Origin of the sequence: endosymbiont of Ridgeia piscesae (assembly GCF_001443665.1) — a bacterium.
Lineage (GTDB): Bacteria > Pseudomonadota > Gammaproteobacteria > Chromatiales > Chromatiaceae > Endoriftia > Endoriftia persephonae.
Genome location: NZ_KQ557151.1, coordinates 1 through 20,147, shown reverse-complemented (window position 1 = coordinate 20,147; position 20,147 = coordinate 1). Strand labels below are relative to the sequence as shown.

Genomic DNA, 20,147 nt, shown 5'->3' with positions numbered 1-20,147 from the left:
AGCGGCAGCGACGCCGATAACGATCCGATCAGCTACATGCTGCTCAGCACCCCATCCCACGGCACCTTGAGCGGCACCGCGCCCAACCTGACCTACACACCTAACCCCGATTTCAACGGTCAGGATTCGTTCACCTTCAAGGTCAACGATGGCAGCGCCGATTCCACCGAGGCCAGGGTGAGCATCACGGTCGAACCGGTCCAGGATGCACCAGTCGCAGACGCTCAGGCAGTCACCACGGCGGAAGATACCGCCGTTGCGATCACCCTCAGCGGCAGCGACGCCGATAACGATCCGATCAGCTACATGCTGCTCAGCACCCCATCCCACGGCACCTTGAGCGGCACCGCGCCCAACCTGACCTACACGCCCGACCCCGATTTCAACGGTCAGGATTCGTTCACCTTCAAGGTCAACGATGGCGCTGACGATTCGGTTGCGGCCACCGTCAGCATTAGTGTCACCGCTAGCGCCGACGCTCCCATCGCCGATGCACAGTCGGTCTCCACTGATGAAGACACCGCTGTCAATATTATTCTGAGTGGCAGCGACGTCGACGGCGACAGCCTGACCTTTGTGGTCATCGCCGAGCCCGCTAACGGAACGCTGTCAGGCACCGCACCCAATCTGACCTACACACCTCATTCCGATTTCAACGGCACAGATGCCTTTACCTTCAAGGTCAACGACGGCGGCGCCAATTCCGATGCCGCTACGGTCGCCATTACCATCAACGCAATCAGTGACACACCCACCATCAGCGCCATAGGTGCGATCACAACCGATGAAGACAGAGCAACCGGTGCCATTGCCTTCGTGATCAATGACGCTGAAACAACGCCAGGCGACCTGGTGGTCACCGCGTCATCCAGCAACCAGACCCTGCTGCCTAACGCAAACATCACCCTCACTGGCAGTGGCGCAGATCGTTCGGTGAGCATCACGCCCGCCGCCCAGCAATCCGGATCGGCGGTGGTCACAGTAACGGTTGCCGACGGCGATGGTGAAAGCGTCAGTGAAAGCTTCAACCTGACGGTCAATGCGATTAATGACGATCCCACCATCTCAACGATCGCCGATCTCTCCATGGATGAGGATCAGGACCCCATCTCTATTGCCTTTACCATTGGCGATGTCGAAACGGCAACGGCTGATCTATACGTAACCGCGGCATCCAGCAATCCGCAGCTGTTTCCTGCTGCAAACCTCCAGCTTTCCGGCAGCGGAGCCAGCAGAAAAATCACGCTTACCCCCGCCGCCAACGCATCCGGAGCCGCCACCGTAACGATCGCGGTTACCGATGGAGATAATGGCCGGACAATCGAGAGTTTTAACGTCAATATTGCGCCAATCAATGACGCCCCCGTTGCCAACGGCCAATCGTTGGCCGCCCTAGAGGACACTCCGCTAGGGATCACCCTGACTGGCTCTGACCTGGACAGTGATGCACTCACCTACCTGATTGTCACGCAACCTGCCCATGGCCAACTGAACGGTACGCCGCCCAGCCTGACTTATACCCCAGCGACCGATTTCCACGGCGTAGATTCATTTACCTTCAAGGCCAGTGATGGCCGTGCCGATTCCGCCACGGTCAGCATCAACATCACCATTGTCGAGCACAACGACGCACCGATCGCAACTGGCCAGACCATCACCGTTGACGAGGATAGCCCAGTTGCAATAGAGCTGGAGGGTACCGATGCGGAAGGTAACGCGCTCACCTTCACCCTGCTCAGCACTCCGCAACAGGGCACGCTCACCGGCGAGGCCCCTTCACTAAGCTACACACCCGGCGCCAACTTCGCCGGGGCAGACTCGTTCACCTTCAAGGTCAATGATGGGATTACCGATTCAGCCGCGGCCAGCGTAACGATCAACGTCACTGCCATCCAGGACATACCGATTGCCGAGGCACAGTCACTCACCACCGTGGAGGACACGGCCATCGACATCGCCCTGAACGGGACCGACGCCGATGGAGATAGCCTCAGCTACGCTTTGGTCACACAGCCAGCTCACGGCAGTTTGAGCGGGACCGCTCCCAACCTGACCTTTACGCCGAATGCCGATTTCAGTGGCGAGGATCAACTCACCTTCACGGTCAACGATGGCAGCGACCATTCCGAACCGGCAACCGTGCGCATCACGGTGACGGAAAACAACCAGGCACCGGTACTGGTTCGTCAGGGCAACAACGGGCTGGTCACCGTTATCGGCCAGAGTGCGACACTCAATTTCGGCGTTACCGATGCAGACAGCACCGACAGTCACATTTTCACTGTATCGGCATCGGCACTGGGCACCACGACCATCGAAGGCTCGGACCTAATCTTCAACGCCCTGAATGCGGGCAGCGAGACCCTGATTCTGACAGTGATCGACAGCCGGGGCGCAAGTGACACCATTGAACTGCCGGTAACGGTCAATGAAGCGACCGCCAACGACAACAACAGCGACGGTCTGAGTGACGAGCAGGCCAGCAGTGCCGGGCTTGACCCCGATTCCATCGACACCGACACCGACGGCTCACCGGATGCCCGGGAGATTGGCGATCCCGACCATCCCACCGACAGTGATGAAGATGGTGTTATCGACGCCCTGGAAACGGGAGATGGCGCTGTTGACAACAGCATCCTCGAGTTCATTGTTCCCCCTACCACCGCACATGATCTTGGTCTGGACGATCTGGCGGGAAAGAAAGTGACGATCTCCACCGGAGACGGGCAACTGATCGCGCACACTAGCGGTCAGAGCGGGCTTCCCATCTCCAATGAGAGCGATCTGGAGGTTCCAGACGACGGTTACCACTTTCCACTGGGACTATTCGACTTCAGCATCACGGCGCCCTCCGGTAGCGCAACCGTGGTCTTCCAATTTCCATCCACGGTGAGCATTCCGCAAGACACCATCGTTCGTAAACCGGACAGCAGTGATACTTGGCAAACTTTCACCGCTGCGGTCATCGACCACACCGAGCGCACCATTACCATGACGCTCACGGATAATGATGCGTTCGATCGCGATGGAAGAAGCGGGATCATACGCGATCCCTGGGGCCTGGGTGTTGCAACCGCAACGATCCCCGACAATACCGCTCCAACGGCAACCTCCCGGTCGCTCAGTGTCACCACAGGTTCGACACTCGCCATCACTCTCACCGGCAGTGACGCCGATGGCGACAGCCTGACCTACACCTTGGTCACCCAGCCTGCCAATGGCACATTGAGCGGCAGCGCACCTGATCTAAGCTACCGCCCCAATGATGGATTTACGGGGACAGACTCCTTCAGCTTCAGGGTCAGCGATGGAAAAACCGACTCCGCCGATGCGACAGTCACCATCCAGGTATATGAAGCATCATCAGGCGGCGGTGGCGCACTTAGCCCATGGCTGCTGCTCCTGCTGTTGCTAGCATCGAGACGGCGGTTCGGGTATATGCGGCAATAAATGTTAGGGATCCTCTGATTCAGTCTGAACGAAGTGGATTGTGATTCAGAACATTCAGATTCAAGGCGCAAATCGCACGTAAAGCTACCGCTCCCTGCTCACGCTCCTCCCCCTACACCCCTGTCGGGGATAGCTAGCGACTATAGGGATGCAGGAGGTACGACCCCATGGATGGGAGTCGTGGACTGTTGGCCACTCGCGGAATTCACTTGCCTCACGGCCAGACTGAGTTGAGCCAAGGTGGCTCAGCGCCGCGGGAAGCTGACCCCGGTACCGCCGAGGCCGCAGTAGCCGTTCGGATTCTTCGCCAGATACTGCTGATGGTAGGCCTCGGCAAAGTAGAAGTTCGGCGCTGCGATAATCTCGGTGGTGATCGGCCGGCCGCCGGTCTGAGAGAGCGCATTCTGATAGACTCGGCGGGACGCCTCCGCCAGCTGCTGCTGGGCCTCTGAGTAAGTATAGATGCCCGAACGATATTGAGTGCCCAGATCATTGCCCTGACGCATGCCTTGGGTTGGATCGTGAGACTCCCAGAAACATTTGAGCAGCTTCTGGTATCTCAGCTCAGCCGGGTCGAATACCAATCGCACCACCTCATTGTGGCCGGTCATGCCGCTGCAGACCTCTTCATAGCTGGGATTCGGGGTATATCCGGCTGCATAACCCACTGCGCTCGAGAAGACCCCAGGCAACTCCCAGAAACGCCGCTCTGCCCCCCAAAAACAACCGAGCCCGAACATGGCAAACTCCAGCTCCTCAGGAAACGGCCCCCGCAGCGGATTGCCCAAGACAAAGTGGTTGTCCGCCACTGCCATCGTCTCACGCCGTCCGGGCAGAGCCTCCTCGGGCTCTGGCATCACTTTTTTACGACCTAAACCAAACATTACCTGCCCCCACTGCTTGCCCACACTATAACGTCATTCGGTTCGCCGGAGTCCGGCAGAAACCAATGATTATCTAAGGGAAATCCCGGCTTCACCAGGATCCTGGCGACAAGGCATACTCTGAGGCATGTGGAGATTCATCACACCCTGGCTGCGCCTGACCAGCCTGATACTAGCGCTGGCGGGCTGGGGCATATGTTTCGCATCCCCACCTCTCCCCACGGTCTACTTGGAGGGATTGCAGGTGGAGAGTCTGACCGAACCCGAGCACCTCTACCGCGTCTCCCTGGCGCTAAGAAATCCGGGCAAACTACCGCTACGCCTGCGCCGCTTCAGCTATCACCTGGATCTGAACGGGAGTCGTTTCTGCGAGGCGGAAATTCCGCTGGCTTTTATCCTCAAGCCTTACACCATCCGACGTCTGACCGCAGTAACAAGCAGCGATCTATTCAACATCGTCGGCCACTTCGGCAAGGTCATGTTCAACCGCGATCTGCCGCTACAATACTCCCTTGAGGGCAGCTTCCAGCTGGTTGGAGAGGCGAGAGAGATTCCGGTCTCTGCGGAGGGCCAGATCACTATCGAATACCCCAGAACGCCCGGCATTGCACCGGACCCCAAGCCTTTAAAGCAGCAGAAAACCAGCGATCAGTCCGACCAGAAACAGGCCACCCCCGACCATCAATAGACGCCGCCGGCCGCTACCGCCAGCCGCCACCGCCGACACTGGCATCGTCTTGAAGCGCTGCTCAAAAAGCTCCTCGGCCACCTCGGCTGCAGTGTTTTTCGCGACCTCCCGGGCGACCCGGGTTGCCGTCTCTGCGGCGTGGGCATCGATAGAGCCCTCGGCCACACTGCGGATCTCTTCGATCATCTCGCCCTTATCGGGCACCTGACGGAGCACATCCTCAAGCAACTGTTCGCGCCCGGGCAACTGACTCGTCACACCACGCTTGAACACCTCCAGCTGTGCTGCGATCTGCTCTGAAAAGACCGCCCACTGCTCGCGGAAATGGGTGCCAATCACCTCGGCCACCACCCGATCGTTAAGCTTGATGACGATCGCTTCCACGTCCCGATTCACCTGCTCGATGATCTCATCACGCAGCTTGTCGATATTGACATCCAATGGCCGCTCTTTAAGACTCCGCTCCACCGCCTGAGCCGCCAGGTCGCCAACCACCTCTTGGGCGATCTGACGGGTGGCGCGTCGCGCGATGCTGCGCACCTCCTCCGCCGAGATAGCAAAGCTCCCGTGCACCCTCTCGCTATCCCTGGGCAGCTCCCGCACAGGCTCCACCACCGGCGTGGCATCCACCACCGGTACCGCCTCGGTGGCCTGATCGACCAGCTCGATGATCTCCTGCAGCCCCTCCCTGGTGGGCGGTTTGGTCATGATGCCGACCGCACCATGGGACTCCGCCGCCTCCGCATAGCGTTTGCCCTCGTTGGCAGTGCACATCACCACCGGGATATTGGTCAGACGCGGGATCTTCTTGATCGCAGCGATGGTCTCCAGGCCATCCATGCCATCCATGAAGTAGTCAACGAAAATGGCATCGGGCGTGATCGTCTCCAACTGTTCCAGTGCCTGCTCACCAGACTCGGCCATGGTGACATTTTCGAAGCCACTCTTTTTCAATAACCGGCTCAATACGATTCGGGCCGATTTGGAATCATCTATCAGAAGGGCTTGTCTAGCCAAAATACTCACTCCCAATCCATCAGGTTGGTTTCCAGGGTGAAAGACACCGCGGCACCACCACCAAATTCCGCGAACAGCATCTAAGGTAAGGGGTGCTGCTGTCGCCTATATCATTCCAGGGATCTATAATCCCCAACCTTTTAGACTACGCTTAGCGACGTGAATCATTATGGCTGGCCCAATTATGGACAATATTACCCCGGAACTTGAATCGATACTATGTGAACGGATTCTCATTCTGGACGGTGCCATGGGCACCATGATCCAACGCCACAAGCTCACGGAAGAAGATTATCGAGGTGAACGCTTTACCGACTGGCCGAGCGATCTGAAGGGCAACAACGACCTGCTGGTACTGTCCCAGCCGGAGCTGATCCGCGGCATCCACGAGGAGTACATGGAGGCCGGCGCCGACATCCTCGAAACCAACACCTTCGGCGCCAACCGCATCTCGATGGCCGACTACGACATGCAGGCGCTGGCCTACGAGATGAACGTCGCCGGTGCGCGCCTCTGCCGCGAGGCGGCTGACAAATATGCCACACCGGAGAAGCCACGCTACGTCGCCGGTGTACTCGGCCCCACCAATCGCACCGCCTCCATCTCTCCCGACGTCAACGACCCCGGCGCGCGCAACATCAGCTTCGACGAGCTGGTAGAGGCTTACGCCGAGGCGACCCGCGGCCTGATCGAGGGCGGTGTCGACATCCTGCTGATTGAGACCATCTTCGACACCCTCAACGCGAAAGCAGCGGTTGCCGCCTGCGAGCAGGTGTTCGATGAGGACCAGCTGCGGCTGCCGATCATGATCTCCGGCACCATCACCGACGCCTCCGGCCGTACCCTCTCGGGCCAGACCACCGAGGCCTTCTACAACAGCCTGCGCCACGCCCGCCCGATCTCCATCGGTCTCAACTGCGCCCTCGGCCCGGAGCTGATGCGCCAGTACGTGGAGGAGATATCGCGGGTCGCCGAGTGCCACGTCAACGTCCACCCCAATGCAGGCCTGCCCAACGAGTTCGGCGAGTACGACCTGGGTCCCGAGGCGATGGGCCAGCAGATCGCCGAGTGGGCCGAGGCGGGCTTTCTCAACATCATCGGTGGCTGCTGTGGCACCACGCCGGCACACATCAAGGCGATCGCCGAGGCGGTGGCGGACCAGGCGCCCCGCAAATTGCCGGAGATCCGCCCCGAGTGCCGCCTCTCCGGCCTGGAACCCCTCAACATCGGCCCCGACTCACTCTTCGTCAACGTCGGCGAACGGGCCAATGTCACCGGCTCCGCCAAGTTCAAGCGGCTGATCCTCAACGAGGAGTACGAAGAGGCCCTCGACGTCTGCCGCGCCCAGGTAGAGAACGGCGCCCAGGTGGTCGACGTCAACATGGACGAGGCGATGCTCGACGGCGTCGCTGCCATGCAGCGCTTTCTTAATCTCTGTGCCGGCGAGCCCGACATCTCCAAGGTGCCGGTGATGATCGACTCCTCCAAGTGGGAGATCATCGAGGCGGGGCTGAAGTGTGTGCAAGGCAAGCCCATCGTCAACTCCATCTCGATGAAAGAGGGGATCGACAAGTTCAAGCAGCAGGCCAAGCTCTGCCGCCGCTACGGCGCCGCAGTGATCGTCATGGCCTTCGACGAGGAGGGTCAGGCCGACACCCTGGCGCGCAAGGTGGAGATCTGTACCCGCGCCTACCAGATTCTCACCGAAGAGGTAGGCTTTCCAGCCGAGGACATCATCTTCGACCCCAACATCTTCGCCGTCGCCACCGGCATCCCAGAGCACGACAACTACGGCGTCGACTTCATCGAAGCAACCCGCGAGATAAAAGCCGCCTGCCCCCATGCGCTGATCTCCGGCGGCGTCTCCAATGTCTCCTTCTCCTTCCGCGGCAACAACCCGGTGCGCGAGGCGATCCACGCGGTGTTCCTCTACCACGCGATCCAGGCCGGCATGGACATGGGCATAGTCAACGCTGCCCAGCTGGCGGTCTACGATGACCTGCCCGCCGAGCTACGCGACGCAGTGGAAGATGTGGTCCTCAATAAAGATCCTGAGGCGGGCGACCGGCTGGTGGAGATCGCCCCCAACTACGCGGGCGACGTGGTCGGCGGCAACAAGGTGGAGGATCTGGAGTGGCGCAGCTGGCCGGTCAACAAACGGCTGGAGCACGCCCTAGTGAAAGGCATCACCGAGTATATCGACACGGATACCGAAGAGGCGCGCCAGGCGGTCGACAAGTCCCTGGAAGTTATCGAAGGCCCTCTGATGGACGGCATGAACGTGGTCGGTGACCTATTCGGCGCTGGCAAGATGTTCCTGCCCCAGGTGGTCAAATCGGCCCGGGTGATGAAGAAGTCGGTGGCCTATCTGGAACCCTTCCTGGAGGCGGAGAAGGCCGAGTGCGGCGCCCAGGCCCAAGGCAAGATCCTGATGGCCACGGTGAAAGGCGACGTTCATGACATCGGCAAGAACATCGTCGGCGTGGTGCTGCAGTGCAACAACTATGAGGTGATCGACATCGGCGTGATGGTTCCCGCCGACACCATCCTCAAACAGGCCCAAGAGCATCAGGTCGATATCATCGGCCTCTCCGGCCTGATCACCCCGTCGCTCGATGAGATGGTCCACGTCGCCAAGGAGATGAAACGCCTCGGCATGAGCCAGCCGCTGATGATCGGCGGTGCCACCACCTCCATCGCCCATACCGCAGTGAAAATCGAGCCTGAGTATGACCACCCGGTGGTCTACGTGCCCGACGCCTCCCGCGCCGTCGGCGTCGCCAGCAACCTGCTCTCCAAGGATCTGCGCTATGACTATATCGCCGACCTGCGCCGCTCATACGAAGATGTACGCGAGCGCCGTGCATCCAAGAACGAGGCCCGTAACCTGGTGCCAATCGAAGCGGCCAGAGCCAATCCCGTCGCCATCGACTGGGACAACTTCGTCGCCTGTAAACCCAACAAGTTGGGGGTCAACGTCATGGACGATATCCAGCTCGAGCTGCTGATCGACTACATCGACTGGACCTTCTTCTTCCACGCCTGGCAGCTCAAGGGCCGCTATCCGCAGATACTGGAAGACCGGGAAAAGGGCGAGGAGGCGAAGAAACTGCTCGCCGACGCCCGTGAGATGCTGCACAAGATCATCACCGAGAAGTGGCTGACCGCCAAGGCGGTCATCGGCCTGTTCCCGGCCAACGCCGTGGGTGATGACGTCGAGGTCTATGGCCTTCAGCCAGCAGCAGGCGAACAGAGGCGCCTCATCAGCACCCTGCACTTCCTGCGCAAGCAGGGCAAACAGCCGAAGGGCAAGGCCAACACCTGCCTGGCCGACTTCATTGCCCCGAAATCGAGCGGCCATAGCGACTATATCGGCGGCTTCGCTTGCACTGCAGGTATCGGCATCGACGACAAGATCGCCGAGTTTGAAAAGGATCACGACGACTACAGCGCCATCATGCTCAAAGCCTTGGCCGATCGCCTCGCCGAGGCCCTGGCCGAGTGGCTACACGAACGGGTGCGCCGTCACTACTGGGGCTATGCCGCTAACGAGAAACTCAGCAACGAGGAGCGTGTCGCTGAGAAGTACACCGGCATCCGCCCCGCCATGGGTTACCCCGCCAGCCCAGATCACACCGAAAAGGATATGCTCTGGGAACTGCTCGACGTGGAGAAGAGCACCGGCATCTGGCTCACCGAGGCCAAGGCCATGGTGCCCACAGCAGCGGTCAGCGGACTCTATTTTAGTCACCCCGACAGCCACTACTTCGCAGTCGGCAAGATCAACCGCGACCAGATCGTAGACTACGCCACCCGCATCGACATGGAACTGCAAGAGGTGGAACGCTGGCTGGCGCCGAACCTGGCCTATGAGCCGGAGAGCAACTGATTCCGCTTCAAACCAGTAGCACCAATCCCCAGGTCATCACCACCAACAGCAGCGCCACAAACACCGCGGCAGAGCCCTGATCCTTGGCCCGGCCGGAGAGTTTGTGGGGCTCGTCACCGATACGATCGACCACATTTTCCACTGCGCTATTGAGCAACTCCACCAGCAGCACGATCAGCAGAGAGCCGGCCAGCAGGGCCTTTTCCACCCCGCTGTCGCCCAGCCAGAGGCCGACCGGAAGCAGCGGCGCCAGCAACCAGACCTCCTGACGAAACGCCGCCTCATGACGATAGGCGGAGGCAAAGCCCTGCATCGACCAACGGGTCGCATTGATCAAACGCCGCAGGCCTCGATTGTTTTCCGGTTTAGCCATGGCACATCCTTGTACCAGCTTCCTTTATGAAAATCGACACGGCCACAGCTGCACTCGAGAGGTTGGCCTCACCGGGAAACCCCCATGCTCAATCGGCCCGTTGGGACACAAAAGAACGTCCTTACTACAGAATTTAATTCCAAATCGTGCACTTCTAGCGCGCTCTTTTTTGTGACGCAACAGCCCCCAATAGTGTGACGTACAGTCACTTTTTACGTGATGCAAGTCTCTGATAATAAAAGGGAAAAAAATTCTTAATGGGGCATTTCCTGAGTATTTTTCCGGTAAAAAATAACTCCTAATCTCGCCGTTCCGCTTTTTCACTAGAAAATGGGCACCCGTTCCCATTACCACTCCAAGTTGTCCATTGCAGGCAAGACCGGCTATTCACAAAATGATTCCGTCATACCGCCAACGCCAAAGTTCTTTTGGCAAGCCGTGCGACAAACAAAGGTCCAAAGCAAAAAATTTCTTGAGGAGTCATCACATGAGCAGGCCGAACATCCTGGGTTCCCGCCATCGCAGCGCGGGTTTCACCCTGGTCGAGATATCCATCGTCATCATCATCATCGGCATCATCCTGGGTGCTGTTATCAAGGGTAAGGACCTGGTCCGCAGTGGCGACCAGAAGAAGCTCTTCAACGGCTTTATCAATGACTGGATGGTCACCTACCAGAACTACTACGACCGCACCGGCTGGATCCTTGGGGATATCGCCAATGACACCAACGCCCCCGACGCCAACAATCTGCGTGACGGTTCGGTGGCTGACGGCATCACTGAAGAGAACATCCTCAATCAGCTACGTACTGTCGGCCTGCTGACGCCACCACTGGGCGCCACCGGCAGCACCATGCAGCGTCGCTATAGCTCCGCCGACGGCACCCAGTACACCATCATGCTGACCTTCACCTCCGCCGGCAGCTTCGGCAACGTGATCCGGCTGCAGGCGAAACAGGGCGCTGCCACCTCCGCCATCCCCACCGATCTCGGCATCGCACTGGACCGCATCATCGATGGCGAGGCCAACGGTCAGGCCGGCAACTTCCTCTATGTAGAGAATGTAGCCGGCGGCGCTGGCACCACCCCCACTGTGGCCAACTGGCCCGCTGCATTTGAGACTGGCCCCGTCACCAAGGTCAATGTTGCTCTCGGCCCCGACGCCGGTGCTGCCGCTGTTCTGCGTCTGAACCTGTAAGCCATGTCTCCCCTGCCCCTGCTCCTTGGCCTGTCGGCGCTGATCGCTCTTCCTGCTGCGACTCACTATGCAGTAGAGGGGTGGTTGCGCCAGGACGCGGCGAACCAACGCCTTGCCACCCTCAGCGAGTGGCAGCGCCAGACCGAACAGTCGCACCGGCGGCTCGCTGCCCACCAAGCCTTCGTCTCACGGGCGAAGGCGCTGCTGGACAAGGCCTCAGCCACCGGTGCTACGCCGCAGAGTTGGGAGCGTTTTCCGGTCAGCCTGCAGCGCGAGACAAGCTGGGACCTGGTCTCCCGCCTGCTCGCTCAGGCAGACCATGGACCGGCCTTCTACTACAAGCCCGAATACCTGCGGGTCGACATCACCGCAACTCGGGATGAGGTAAAGAACAAGGCGACCATTTCAGGGGCCAAGATGGCCGATAACAGTGAGATCAACACCCAGGAAAGCACCGCCACCGTGACACTACGTGGGGCCTTTCTGGTACGTACGAGATAATCCGATGGCGCGGCACTACCTGATCGACCTCAACGACCGCCCGATGCTGCTGGAGAAACGCAGCCTCCGCCCGTTCAACGATACCAGCGAACTCGCGCAGGATACCGCCTGGCTGATCCAGCCGGAGAGCGCGGTCAGCCAGGTGCTGCGTATCGACGCGCCAGCCAAATATGCCGAATCCCTGATCCGCCGCCAGCTGCAGGAGAAGGGCGAGATGGAGGAATCTCCCTACATCATCACCCACTGGAAGCGCAGCCGCGACAAGACCACCACAGAACTGCTCTATACCGCAATTCCCACCAGCACCTATCTACGTTATCAGGAGCGGCAGGCAGCCAACCATCATCACCTGATGATCTTCTCCCTCTATGAGGTGCTCTGGCAGACCCTGCGCCAACTCAAACGCAAGGAGCCGGTGGCCCTGGTGCTGCTGCATGACGGCAACGCCGAACTGCTGGTGGGCAGCTCCACCCGACCGCTCACTGCCGCCACCATCTCCGCCTATACCGAGACACCTGACACCCAGGAGCTACTCTGGAACTCTCTTGCCCAGGAGCTGCGCAGCGCCGAAGAGAACGAACATATCAAGCTGCGCGAACTGATCTTTCTGCACTGGCTGGAAGATGAAGAGAAACTGGAAGAGCACGCCGTCGAACTCACCGAGCGACTCGATGCCACGGCACTGCTGCTCCCCTCCGAACCCCTGGATACCGAACAGGGTCCGCGTCAGGCATCGCTGCCACAGACCCTGAAGTTCTTAAAACCCCGCCATGGTCTCTCAACCACGATGGGATTGGCGGCCAAAACAACCCAGATGTCCCTGCCCCTGAGCGCGGTCAGCGGACTGATTCTCGCTGCCGGTCTTGCGATCGCCGGTCAGATGCTGCACGTCAGCGCAGACAACCGTACTGCCGAGGCAGACCATCTACAGACGGAACTCCGGCAGCGGGCCCTACCTCCCATCGAGCCGGCCCCCGATTATCAGAGCACCCTCGACTTCGCCCAAGAGCTCGCCTGGGTACGCATCGCCCCCTCCTACCGGCGCCTGCTGAGCGAGCTCTCTTCTGTGATTCGTGAGGGGCAGCGGATCGAGAGCATGAGCGCCGAATATGGCGAGAGCAATATCAGCGTCTCCCTCAGGGGCACCCTGAAAAAGGGATTTCGCGAAGCCCAGGCGGCACAGCAGGGGCTTCTGCTCGACCTGCGGCAACTAGGCTACCGGATTGTCGAACGCAACTTCACCACCGATCTGGACCGCTCACGTTTTGAAATCAAGATGGAGCGGCCACTGCAATGAGACTCAAATATCTCCCCCTGATCCTCTCCCTGCTGTTCAGCCTCTCGGTGATCTTCAGCGCCGCCTATGCCTATTGGCGTCTTGAGCAACCTCGCCAGGTGGTACAGATCAAGCTGCCCAAGGCCCCCAACATCCCGCGCGTCAAGCCAACCGTAATCGCCGACCTGGCCCAGCTGGAGCCGCGCCTGGCGCGTCTGGTGACGCCGAAGGCTCCCCCGCGCGGCCCTGCCAACCTGATGGCTTTCGGCTACCAGCGGGTCGCCCGGACCTATCCGATTATGGATGCGCCCAAGGTTGAACTGCCATCCCACTACAGCCTGTCGATGACCTTCGTCTCATCAAAACAGCGCTACTGCGTTATCGACGGCCGCTTCTACCGTCAAGGCGAGACCCTGCCGGAGGGGCCCCGTGTCGAGAAGGTGCAGCCAGAGGGTGTGCTTTTAAGCTGGCGTAATGTCAGCCACTGGCTGCAGAAAGGCGTGGGCATGGAGACCGCCACACTTGACAGCGGGCAGCTATCCCAGTCCTGGACGGAAAACCCAGCGGAAAACCGACTATGAGCACGAACAACACAGCAACAAAAATCCGAATGCATCTGCTCCTTCCTCTGGCGGCTGCCATGCTAACCTTGGCCGGCTGTAACTCGGTGCCGCAGAAACAGCAGCCTGAGGTCGATCCCAAGCTCTCCGCTTACCAGATGATCCGCGAGCGCCTGATCGATGGCTCGAAAACGATTGGTCGCTATCAGGATGAAGTGCGCAATAATCTGGAGCAGGGCCCGGCCCTGCAAGGTGCACCGATCGAGCCGCTGCTGCCGAGCTTTGATCCGCTTGGCGACCAGCTGATCAGCATCTCCCTGGATAACGAAGATGTGCGCCATCTGCTGCGCGCGGTCGCTGAAGAGGCAGGCCTCAACCTGCTGATCGATCCAGCCCTGAGCAGCAACCCGCGTCCGATATCGGTCCACTTCCGCGACACCCCAGCTTCCCAGGTACTCAACTGGATCCTCGAAAGCGCCGACCTCCACAGCGAGACCCGCGGCAACACCCTGTTTATCACTCCGTTTCAGACAGCCGTGTTCCACCTCGATTTTGTCGAGTCGCAGACCACTGCCTCCTTCGATGCCGGCGGTGACGTACTCGGCAGTGCCAGCACTTCCCAGGGCAGCACATCCAGCCTCACTGGCAACTTCAGAATCTCCGGCAAGAGCGGCAATATCACCAACCCCTATGATTCGCTGCAGACTTCGATCAAGGCGCTGCTCTCCGCCAAGGGCAAAGCAGATCTGAACGCCCTCTCCGGCACTCTCTATGTCCGCGACAAACCCTCGGTGGTGCGCAACGTGGAGAAGCTGGTGTCGCGCTACCAGAAGATCGTCGGCAGCCAGGTGCTGATTGAGGCACGTATCCTCGAGGTGAGGCTGGCCGACGGCTATGAGTTTGGTATCGACTGGTCACTGCTGCGCGAGGCCCTCGGCGGCACCGTCGGTTTCTCCTCCGGCATTAGCCAGGTCCTCTCCAACGATGTATTCAATCCAGGCGCCAATCCGCTCACGATCAGCTCCACCCCCGGCCCAGTGGCCCCGCAGGCGGGACTGGTCTTCTCCAATCTCAATGGCAATAACAGCACCCTATTTGCCGCCACCCTGCTGGAGGCGTTCGGTGAGGTGCAACTGCTCTCAAACCCCACCATCCGTGCACGCCACGCCCAGCCGGCGATGATCAGCGTGGGGCAGAGCAACACCTATATCAAAGAGACCAAAATCACCCAGAACACCTCCACAGTAGTCGGCAACGGCACCGTCTCCACCGAGATCAAGACCGACACCGTGTTCGACGGGCTGCTACTCGGCGTTATCCCCTTTATCGGTGAAGATGGCCGTGTATCACTCTCAATCCACCCGATCAAGAGTGAGGTAGACCTCGAGAGCCTGAAGCTGGTCACCATCCAAAATGTTGCCATCTCCCTGCCCAAGGTCAATCTGGAGGAGATCAGCACCACCGCGAAGCTGCATAACGGCGAAACCGTGATGCTCGGCGGCCTGATCAGCGACATGCGCCGCAGCACCGACTCGGGCTTTCCCGGGCGTGACAAGCTGGGGGTGCTGGGTAAGATCTTTGGCAGGGAAGATGACCTTCAGGAGACCAGGGAGCTGGTGGTTGTATTGCGAGTATCAGTAATATGAGCCTTATCCATCAAGCCCTCCAGGGGATACCCGACGACGGCCAGGGTCTAAGCCTCGACCCGCCGCCCGCCTCAACTGCTGAACCGCCCAAGCTAAAGCGAAAGGCACAACGCCTCACGATCGGCCGTAGCGGAAGAGGCTCGCCACTCCTCTGGGTCATGTTTGTGGTCCTGTTCCTGGTTGGCGGTAGTCTTTCACTGCTGACTTCAACTCTGCTGACCAATCACCCCAACAGCAGAAATCCCGTAGTCACCAGCGCCGATTTGATCGAGCGAAAACCAACCGTCCCCTTCGACGCCGCCAGCGAGCCGGCAAACAGCAGAGCCCGGGCACTTATCGCCCAGGCAAACCGACAACAGAACACGCTGGCAGAGGCCCCGAATCTCGAACCGCAAGCCGGCCAATCCGGCTCAGCAGGCATGGATCTGCTCAACGCCATCCCGGCTGAGGAGGAAAAACAGCAACAACCGACCTACACCCCCTCCGACAGAGAGGCGGATGTGCAGCGTGAGATCCGCCGTAACGGCAAGATTACCCAGCGCATCAACGCGATTCGTTCCGCCATCGCCAGTGGCAACGAGGCCAACTTCAACCGCAACCTGGGCCGCCTGTGGAAACTGCTAGGCCGCTCCCACCCCTATGTGACCAACCTGGAAGCCTACTGGGCGCTACGTCAGGGCGACCACGAAGAGGCCGAGCACCTGCTCCACAAAGTACTGAAAAAGAGCCCTGACAACCTGGAGGCGGGTGCCAATCTGGTGGTGCTACGCTGGAACCGTGGCGATCAGGTAGGTGCATATCAACTGCTGCAGCGGCTACAACAGTCGCACCCGGGTGATCTACGACTCGAAAAACTCGCAACCACGCTCAAAGCACGATGGAAACAACCGCTGTAAAGTCAGGCGGCGAACTGCGTCTCGCCGAAACCACACCGGTCCAGCCCGCAAGGGAACTGGCCGCCGACACCCTGTTCGGCACAAAGGTGGAGGGCGACATCTATCTCACCTATCTGGGACTCAGCCACAATCCCTTCCCGGTGGTGCCCGATGCGCGCCACTTCTATCGCGAGCCGCGGGCCGAGAGCTCAGTCACCGAGCTGCTGCATGCGATCCTCGGACGCAAGGGTTTTATGTTGCTCACCGGCGAGGTGGGGCTGGGCAAGTCCACCATCACCCGTCGCCTGCTGCTGGCGCTGCAGGAGCGGGAGATCGCCAGCTCGCTGATCCTCAACAGCTTCACCCAAGGGGTCGAGCTGCTGCGTGCGATCAACAAAGATTTCGGCATCGATATCGGCAACGCCGACTTCCAGTCACAACTGGATGCGCTCAACAGCTTCCTGCTGGAGCAGTTCTGGCAAGGCAACAACTGCGTGCTGGTAATCGATGACGCGCAGAATCTCTCCATCGAGAGCCTCGAACTGGTGCGCATGCTCTCCAATCTGGAGACCGAACGTGAGAAGCTGCTACAGATCCTGCTGGTGGGCCAACCAGAGCTGGAACAGAACCTGCAGCGTACCGATCTGCGCCAGTTGATGAGTCGGGTGGCACTACACGCCCGGGTCTTGCCTTGGGACCGAGAGACCACCGAACAGTATATCTATTTCAAACTCAACACGGCCGGCTGCAACGGCTGCATCAGCATGCAGCCCGGCGCGCTGCGCGCGATCCAGCGCTTCAGCAACGGCAACCCGCGCCGCCTCAACCTGCTGATGGAGCGCTGCCTGTATGGCCTCTGCGCCCATCGCAACCGCGCCATCAGCCCCTCGCTGGTGTGGGAGGCGGAGAAGGAGTTGATTCCAGCCACTGCCGGCAGACGCCACTGGTGGTTCTTGGGCGGTGCGGCAGCGGCCCTCACTGCAGGTGCAGTCATCAGTCTCCTACTCTACAACAGCGGAATGCTGCCAAGCAGCGTAGCACCTTCTGCAGTGGCAACGCCGCCCCCGCTCGCAACGGCTGCCCCTTCCGTCACGCCAACACTCAGCGACGAAGCGATTCAGACATTCCTCGCTGCCTATCAGCTCGAGGAGCAGACCCGCCTGCTGGCGCCCTTACTGAGGCAGAACAAGTTCGACAGGATTCAGGCCCTGCTGGCGGATCTCAACACTCTGCAGCCGGTCACTCTGGCACAGCAGGAGGACGCCAGCGACGAGGCTCCGCTACTGCAACTACCCTCTGGCAAATGGCTGCTGCTCTGGCAAGCGCCCTACCGGCTAGAGGCCTACCATTACGGAGTGAATGGAGAAGCGGTTGAGCTGCTGCAGCAGGATCTGGCCAGCCTCGGCTACTACGATGGCACTCTCGACGGCGTAGTCGGCGGTAAACTGATGAAGGCGATTTACGAATTCCAGCGCGACAACCAACTGTCGCCCACAGGCAATCCGGACAGCAACACGCTCTATCGGATTCAGCACCGCATAAAACAGACTCTCGCGGCAAAAGCCGCCAAGGAGCCAGAAGATGGACGCACCGGTGGATAAATTACCCCTAGGAGAACTGCTCAAGGCACGCGGCGTAATCGGCGATGAGCAGATCGCCTTCGCCCTGCACGAACACACCGTCAGCGGCGAGAAGTTCGGCAGTATCCTCACCAGCACCGGGTTGGTCACCGAGTATGATCTGGCCTTGGGGCTGGCCGACCAGGCCAACATCCCCTATCACGATCTCGACCAGTTGGCGATCGACACCAACTTGCTGCGGCGGGTCAACCGCAACCTCTGCCTGAGCCAGAAGTTTCTGCCTGTGCTGCGCGATGAGAACCAGATTCTAATCGCCACATCGAGCATCGACTTTGCCAGCATGACCCAAACGGTGACCCGCCATACTGGCCTGGCACCGGAGTATGTGATGGTCGAGGAGTCGAAGCTGATCGACGCGATCCACCACTACTATCACTTTTTCGACAACCCGGTGGAGGAACTGCTGGACCGGGAGATCCATATCATCTCCAACGACCACTCTCAGGCGCGTCCGGTGGAGCAGTTGCTGGAGCATCTGTTCCATCTCGCCGCCAAACACCGCGCCTCGGATATCCACCTGCGGCCGATGACCGACACCCTCAACATCGCCTTCCGCATCGACGGCGTGATGCGCTCCATGCTCTCCCTGCCCAACCCCTTCAAGCGGCTGATCTCATCCCTCAAGCTAAAGGCTGGCATGGACATCGCCGAGCAGCGGCTGCCCCAGGATGGCTCGTTTGAGTCGACCATCCTCAACACTCAATACTACTTCCGCGCCTCCACCACCGTCTGCCCCTATGGCGAGAACATGGTGGTGCGCATCCTACCTATGAAGAGCGCCTTCATGGGTATAGGCCAGCTCGGCTTTCTCGAGGACGACGCGAAACACATGTCGCGCATGTTCAACGAACCCTTCGGCCTGGTGCTGCTCACCGGCCCCACCGGTTCGGGCAAGACTTCCAGCCTCTATGCGACCCTGCTGACCCTCAATCTGCTGCACAAGAATGTGCTGACGGTGGAAAACCCAATCGAATTCCGCCTGCCACTGCTGCGTCAGACCGAGGTCAACCCCAAGGCGGGCTACACCTTCGCCAACGCCATTAAATACTTTCTGCGCCACGACCCGGACGTGCTGCTGGTCGGTGAGATCCGCGACCCGGAGACCGCCGGGACTGCGCTCACGGCAGCCGAGACCGGCCACATGGTGCTGTCGACCCTGCATACCAACAGCGCCATCGGCGCCATCCCGCGGCTGCAGTCACTCGGCATCAAACCCTACATGCTGGCCGACTCTCTAGTCGGCATTGTCAGCCAGCGACTGGTGCGCCGCATCTGTCCCTCCTGCAAGCAAGGCTACACTCCCAGCCAGGAGGAGCTCGACTATATCGGCGACAACAATATCACCGAGCTCTATCGTGGGACCGGCTGTGATCACTGCGGTGGCACCGGCTACCGCGGCCGCACTCTGATCTACGAGATGCTGGAGTTCAACAAGGAACTGCGTGCGATGATCGGCTCTGGCGCCGATATGGCGAGCCTGGAGGCCGCCGCCCGGCGCAGCGGCTTCCTGCACACGGCGCTGGTCAAGGTGAAGTCCGGCACCATCTCGATCGAGGAGGTACACCGGGTGCTTGGCCACGGTTTCAACAGTGACGATAGCTGGGGCAAAGAGCCCAGCCTGATCTGAAGCGCAGCCACATCTTACTGCAATGCCCTACTATAGCTACAAGATGCTGCAGCCCAGCGGCGCCATCGCCAACAGCGTGGCTCGTCTGCCCTATGACGATGAGACCATGGCGATCAACTACCTGGAGAACGAAGGCGGCACGGTGCTGCACATTCGCCAGCTCGGCAAGCTAGCCGCCAAATACGCTGAATTCACCCGCTTCGGTCTGCGCAAAGTAAAGACTACTGAGGTAGCCGAGACCCTCTCCAATCTGTCGGTAATGCTCGGCAGTGGCATCCCGGCCAGTGAGGCGCTGCAGGAGGCGGCCCAGGGCACCGAGAACCCGGCCCTAGCGCTCGCCATGGAAGATATCCGTTTCTATGTGGAGGCGGGCAGCAGTATCTCCGAGGCGGTGGGGCTCTATCCCAAGATCTTCTCCAACACGGTGCTCTATTAATCGTTCCGAAAGTATTGGCAGTCTATTTTTGAACTTGCCAAAATATACTTTGTATCTGACATGCGGAAGAAACTCTTAATCAGCGAA

Annotated in this window: 15 protein-coding genes; 12 read left to right on the top strand and 3 right to left on the bottom strand. The window is 59.8% G+C overall.

Annotated features, from left to right (window positions below; genetic code table 11):
• On the top strand, window positions 1–3,450 hold a 3,450-nt coding region (locus tag Ga0074115_RS14045; protein ID WP_087959789.1), incomplete at its 5' end, for an Ig-like domain-containing protein.
• 245 nt (window positions 3,451–3,695) lie between these two features.
• On the opposite strand, the gene msrA is transcribed toward Ga0074115_RS14045, so the two are convergent.
• Window positions 3,696–4,334 carry a peptide-methionine (S)-S-oxide reductase MsrA gene (gene msrA / locus Ga0074115_RS14040; RefSeq protein WP_057955052.1) on the bottom strand — a complete coding sequence of 213 codons (639 nt, stop codon included), beginning with the start codon at window positions 4,332–4,334 and terminating at the stop codon, window positions 3,696–3,698.
• 127 nt (window positions 4,335–4,461) lie between these two features.
• On the opposite strand from msrA, the gene Ga0074115_RS14035 reads away from it, so the two are divergent.
• Entirely contained in the window at window positions 4,462–5,022 is a 561-nt protein-coding gene (locus Ga0074115_RS14035) for an LEA/WHy family protein (RefSeq protein ID WP_060528642.1), read from the top strand.
• Here the strand turns inward: Ga0074115_RS14035 and Ga0074115_RS14030 are convergent.
• Window positions 4,960–6,048 carry a response regulator gene (locus tag Ga0074115_RS14030; protein WP_267887540.1) on the bottom strand — a complete coding sequence of 363 codons (1,089 nt, stop codon included), beginning with the start codon at window positions 6,046–6,048 and terminating at the stop codon, window positions 4,960–4,962. The two genes, Ga0074115_RS14035 and Ga0074115_RS14030, sit on opposite strands and share 63 nt — an antisense overlap.
• 175 nt (window positions 6,049–6,223) lie before the next feature.
• Between Ga0074115_RS14030 and metH the strand changes: the two genes are divergently transcribed.
• Window positions 6,224–9,928 carry a methionine synthase gene (gene metH / locus Ga0074115_RS14025; RefSeq protein ID WP_060528641.1) on the top strand — a complete coding sequence of 1,235 codons (3,705 nt, stop codon included), beginning with the start codon at window positions 6,224–6,226 and terminating at the stop codon, window positions 9,926–9,928.
• A gap of 7 nt (window positions 9,929–9,935) precedes the next feature.
• On the opposite strand, the gene Ga0074115_RS14020 is transcribed toward metH, so the two are convergent.
• A complete protein-coding gene (locus Ga0074115_RS14020) occupies window positions 9,936–10,301 on the bottom strand; it encodes a diacylglycerol kinase (protein WP_057955055.1) in 366 nt (121 codons plus the stop codon).
• Window positions 10,302–10,788: 487 nt separating this feature from the next.
• On the opposite strand from Ga0074115_RS14020, the gene Ga0074115_RS14015 reads away from it, so the two are divergent.
• From Ga0074115_RS14015 to Ga0074115_RS13975, 9 genes are read left to right on the top strand one after another with little or no spacing between them, the layout of a single operon-like run.
• Entirely contained in the window at window positions 10,789–11,499 is a 711-nt protein-coding gene (locus Ga0074115_RS14015; protein ID WP_006475567.1) for a prepilin-type N-terminal cleavage/methylation domain-containing protein, read from the top strand.
• A 3-nt stretch (window positions 11,500–11,502) separates the two neighbouring features.
• Window positions 11,503–12,000, top strand: a complete 498-nt coding sequence (locus Ga0074115_RS14010) for a hypothetical protein (RefSeq protein ID WP_057955056.1) — start codon at window positions 11,503–11,505, stop codon at window positions 11,998–12,000.
• Window positions 12,001–12,004: 4 nt separating this feature from the next.
• Window positions 12,005–13,297 (top strand): hypothetical protein, encoded by a 1,293-nt coding sequence (locus Ga0074115_RS14005; RefSeq protein ID WP_060528640.1) that lies wholly within the window; start codon window positions 12,005–12,007, stop codon window positions 13,295–13,297.
• Window positions 13,294–13,857 (top strand): hypothetical protein, encoded by a 564-nt coding sequence (locus Ga0074115_RS14000; protein WP_057955058.1) that lies wholly within the window; start codon window positions 13,294–13,296, stop codon window positions 13,855–13,857. The genes Ga0074115_RS14005 and Ga0074115_RS14000 overlap by 4 nt, the downstream gene beginning before the upstream one ends.
• 59 nt (window positions 13,858–13,916) lie before the next feature.
• A complete protein-coding gene (locus Ga0074115_RS13995; protein ID WP_232433115.1) occupies window positions 13,917–15,482 on the top strand; it encodes a pilus assembly protein MshL in 1,566 nt (521 codons plus the stop codon).
• Window positions 15,479–16,378, top strand: a complete 900-nt coding sequence (locus Ga0074115_RS13990; RefSeq protein WP_082626960.1) for a tetratricopeptide repeat protein — start codon at window positions 15,479–15,481, stop codon at window positions 16,376–16,378. Before Ga0074115_RS13995 ends, Ga0074115_RS13990 begins: the two co-directional genes overlap by 4 nt.
• Complete coding sequence (locus Ga0074115_RS13985; protein ID WP_060528638.1) at window positions 16,360–17,958, top strand: ExeA family protein; 1,599 nt, start codon at window positions 16,360–16,362, stop codon at window positions 17,956–17,958. Before Ga0074115_RS13990 ends, Ga0074115_RS13985 begins: the two co-directional genes overlap by 19 nt.
• Complete coding sequence (locus tag Ga0074115_RS13980) at window positions 17,939–19,624, top strand: GspE/PulE family protein (protein WP_060528637.1); 1,686 nt, start codon at window positions 17,939–17,941, stop codon at window positions 19,622–19,624. The genes Ga0074115_RS13985 and Ga0074115_RS13980 overlap by 20 nt, the downstream gene beginning before the upstream one ends.
• A gap of 22 nt (window positions 19,625–19,646) precedes the next feature.
• The gene (locus tag Ga0074115_RS13975; protein ID WP_057957361.1) at window positions 19,647–20,060 is read left to right on the top strand and encodes a type II secretion system F family protein; all 414 of its coding nucleotides are present in this window, start codon (window positions 19,647–19,649) and stop codon (window positions 20,058–20,060) included.
• Window positions 20,061–20,147 lie beyond the last annotated feature (87 nt).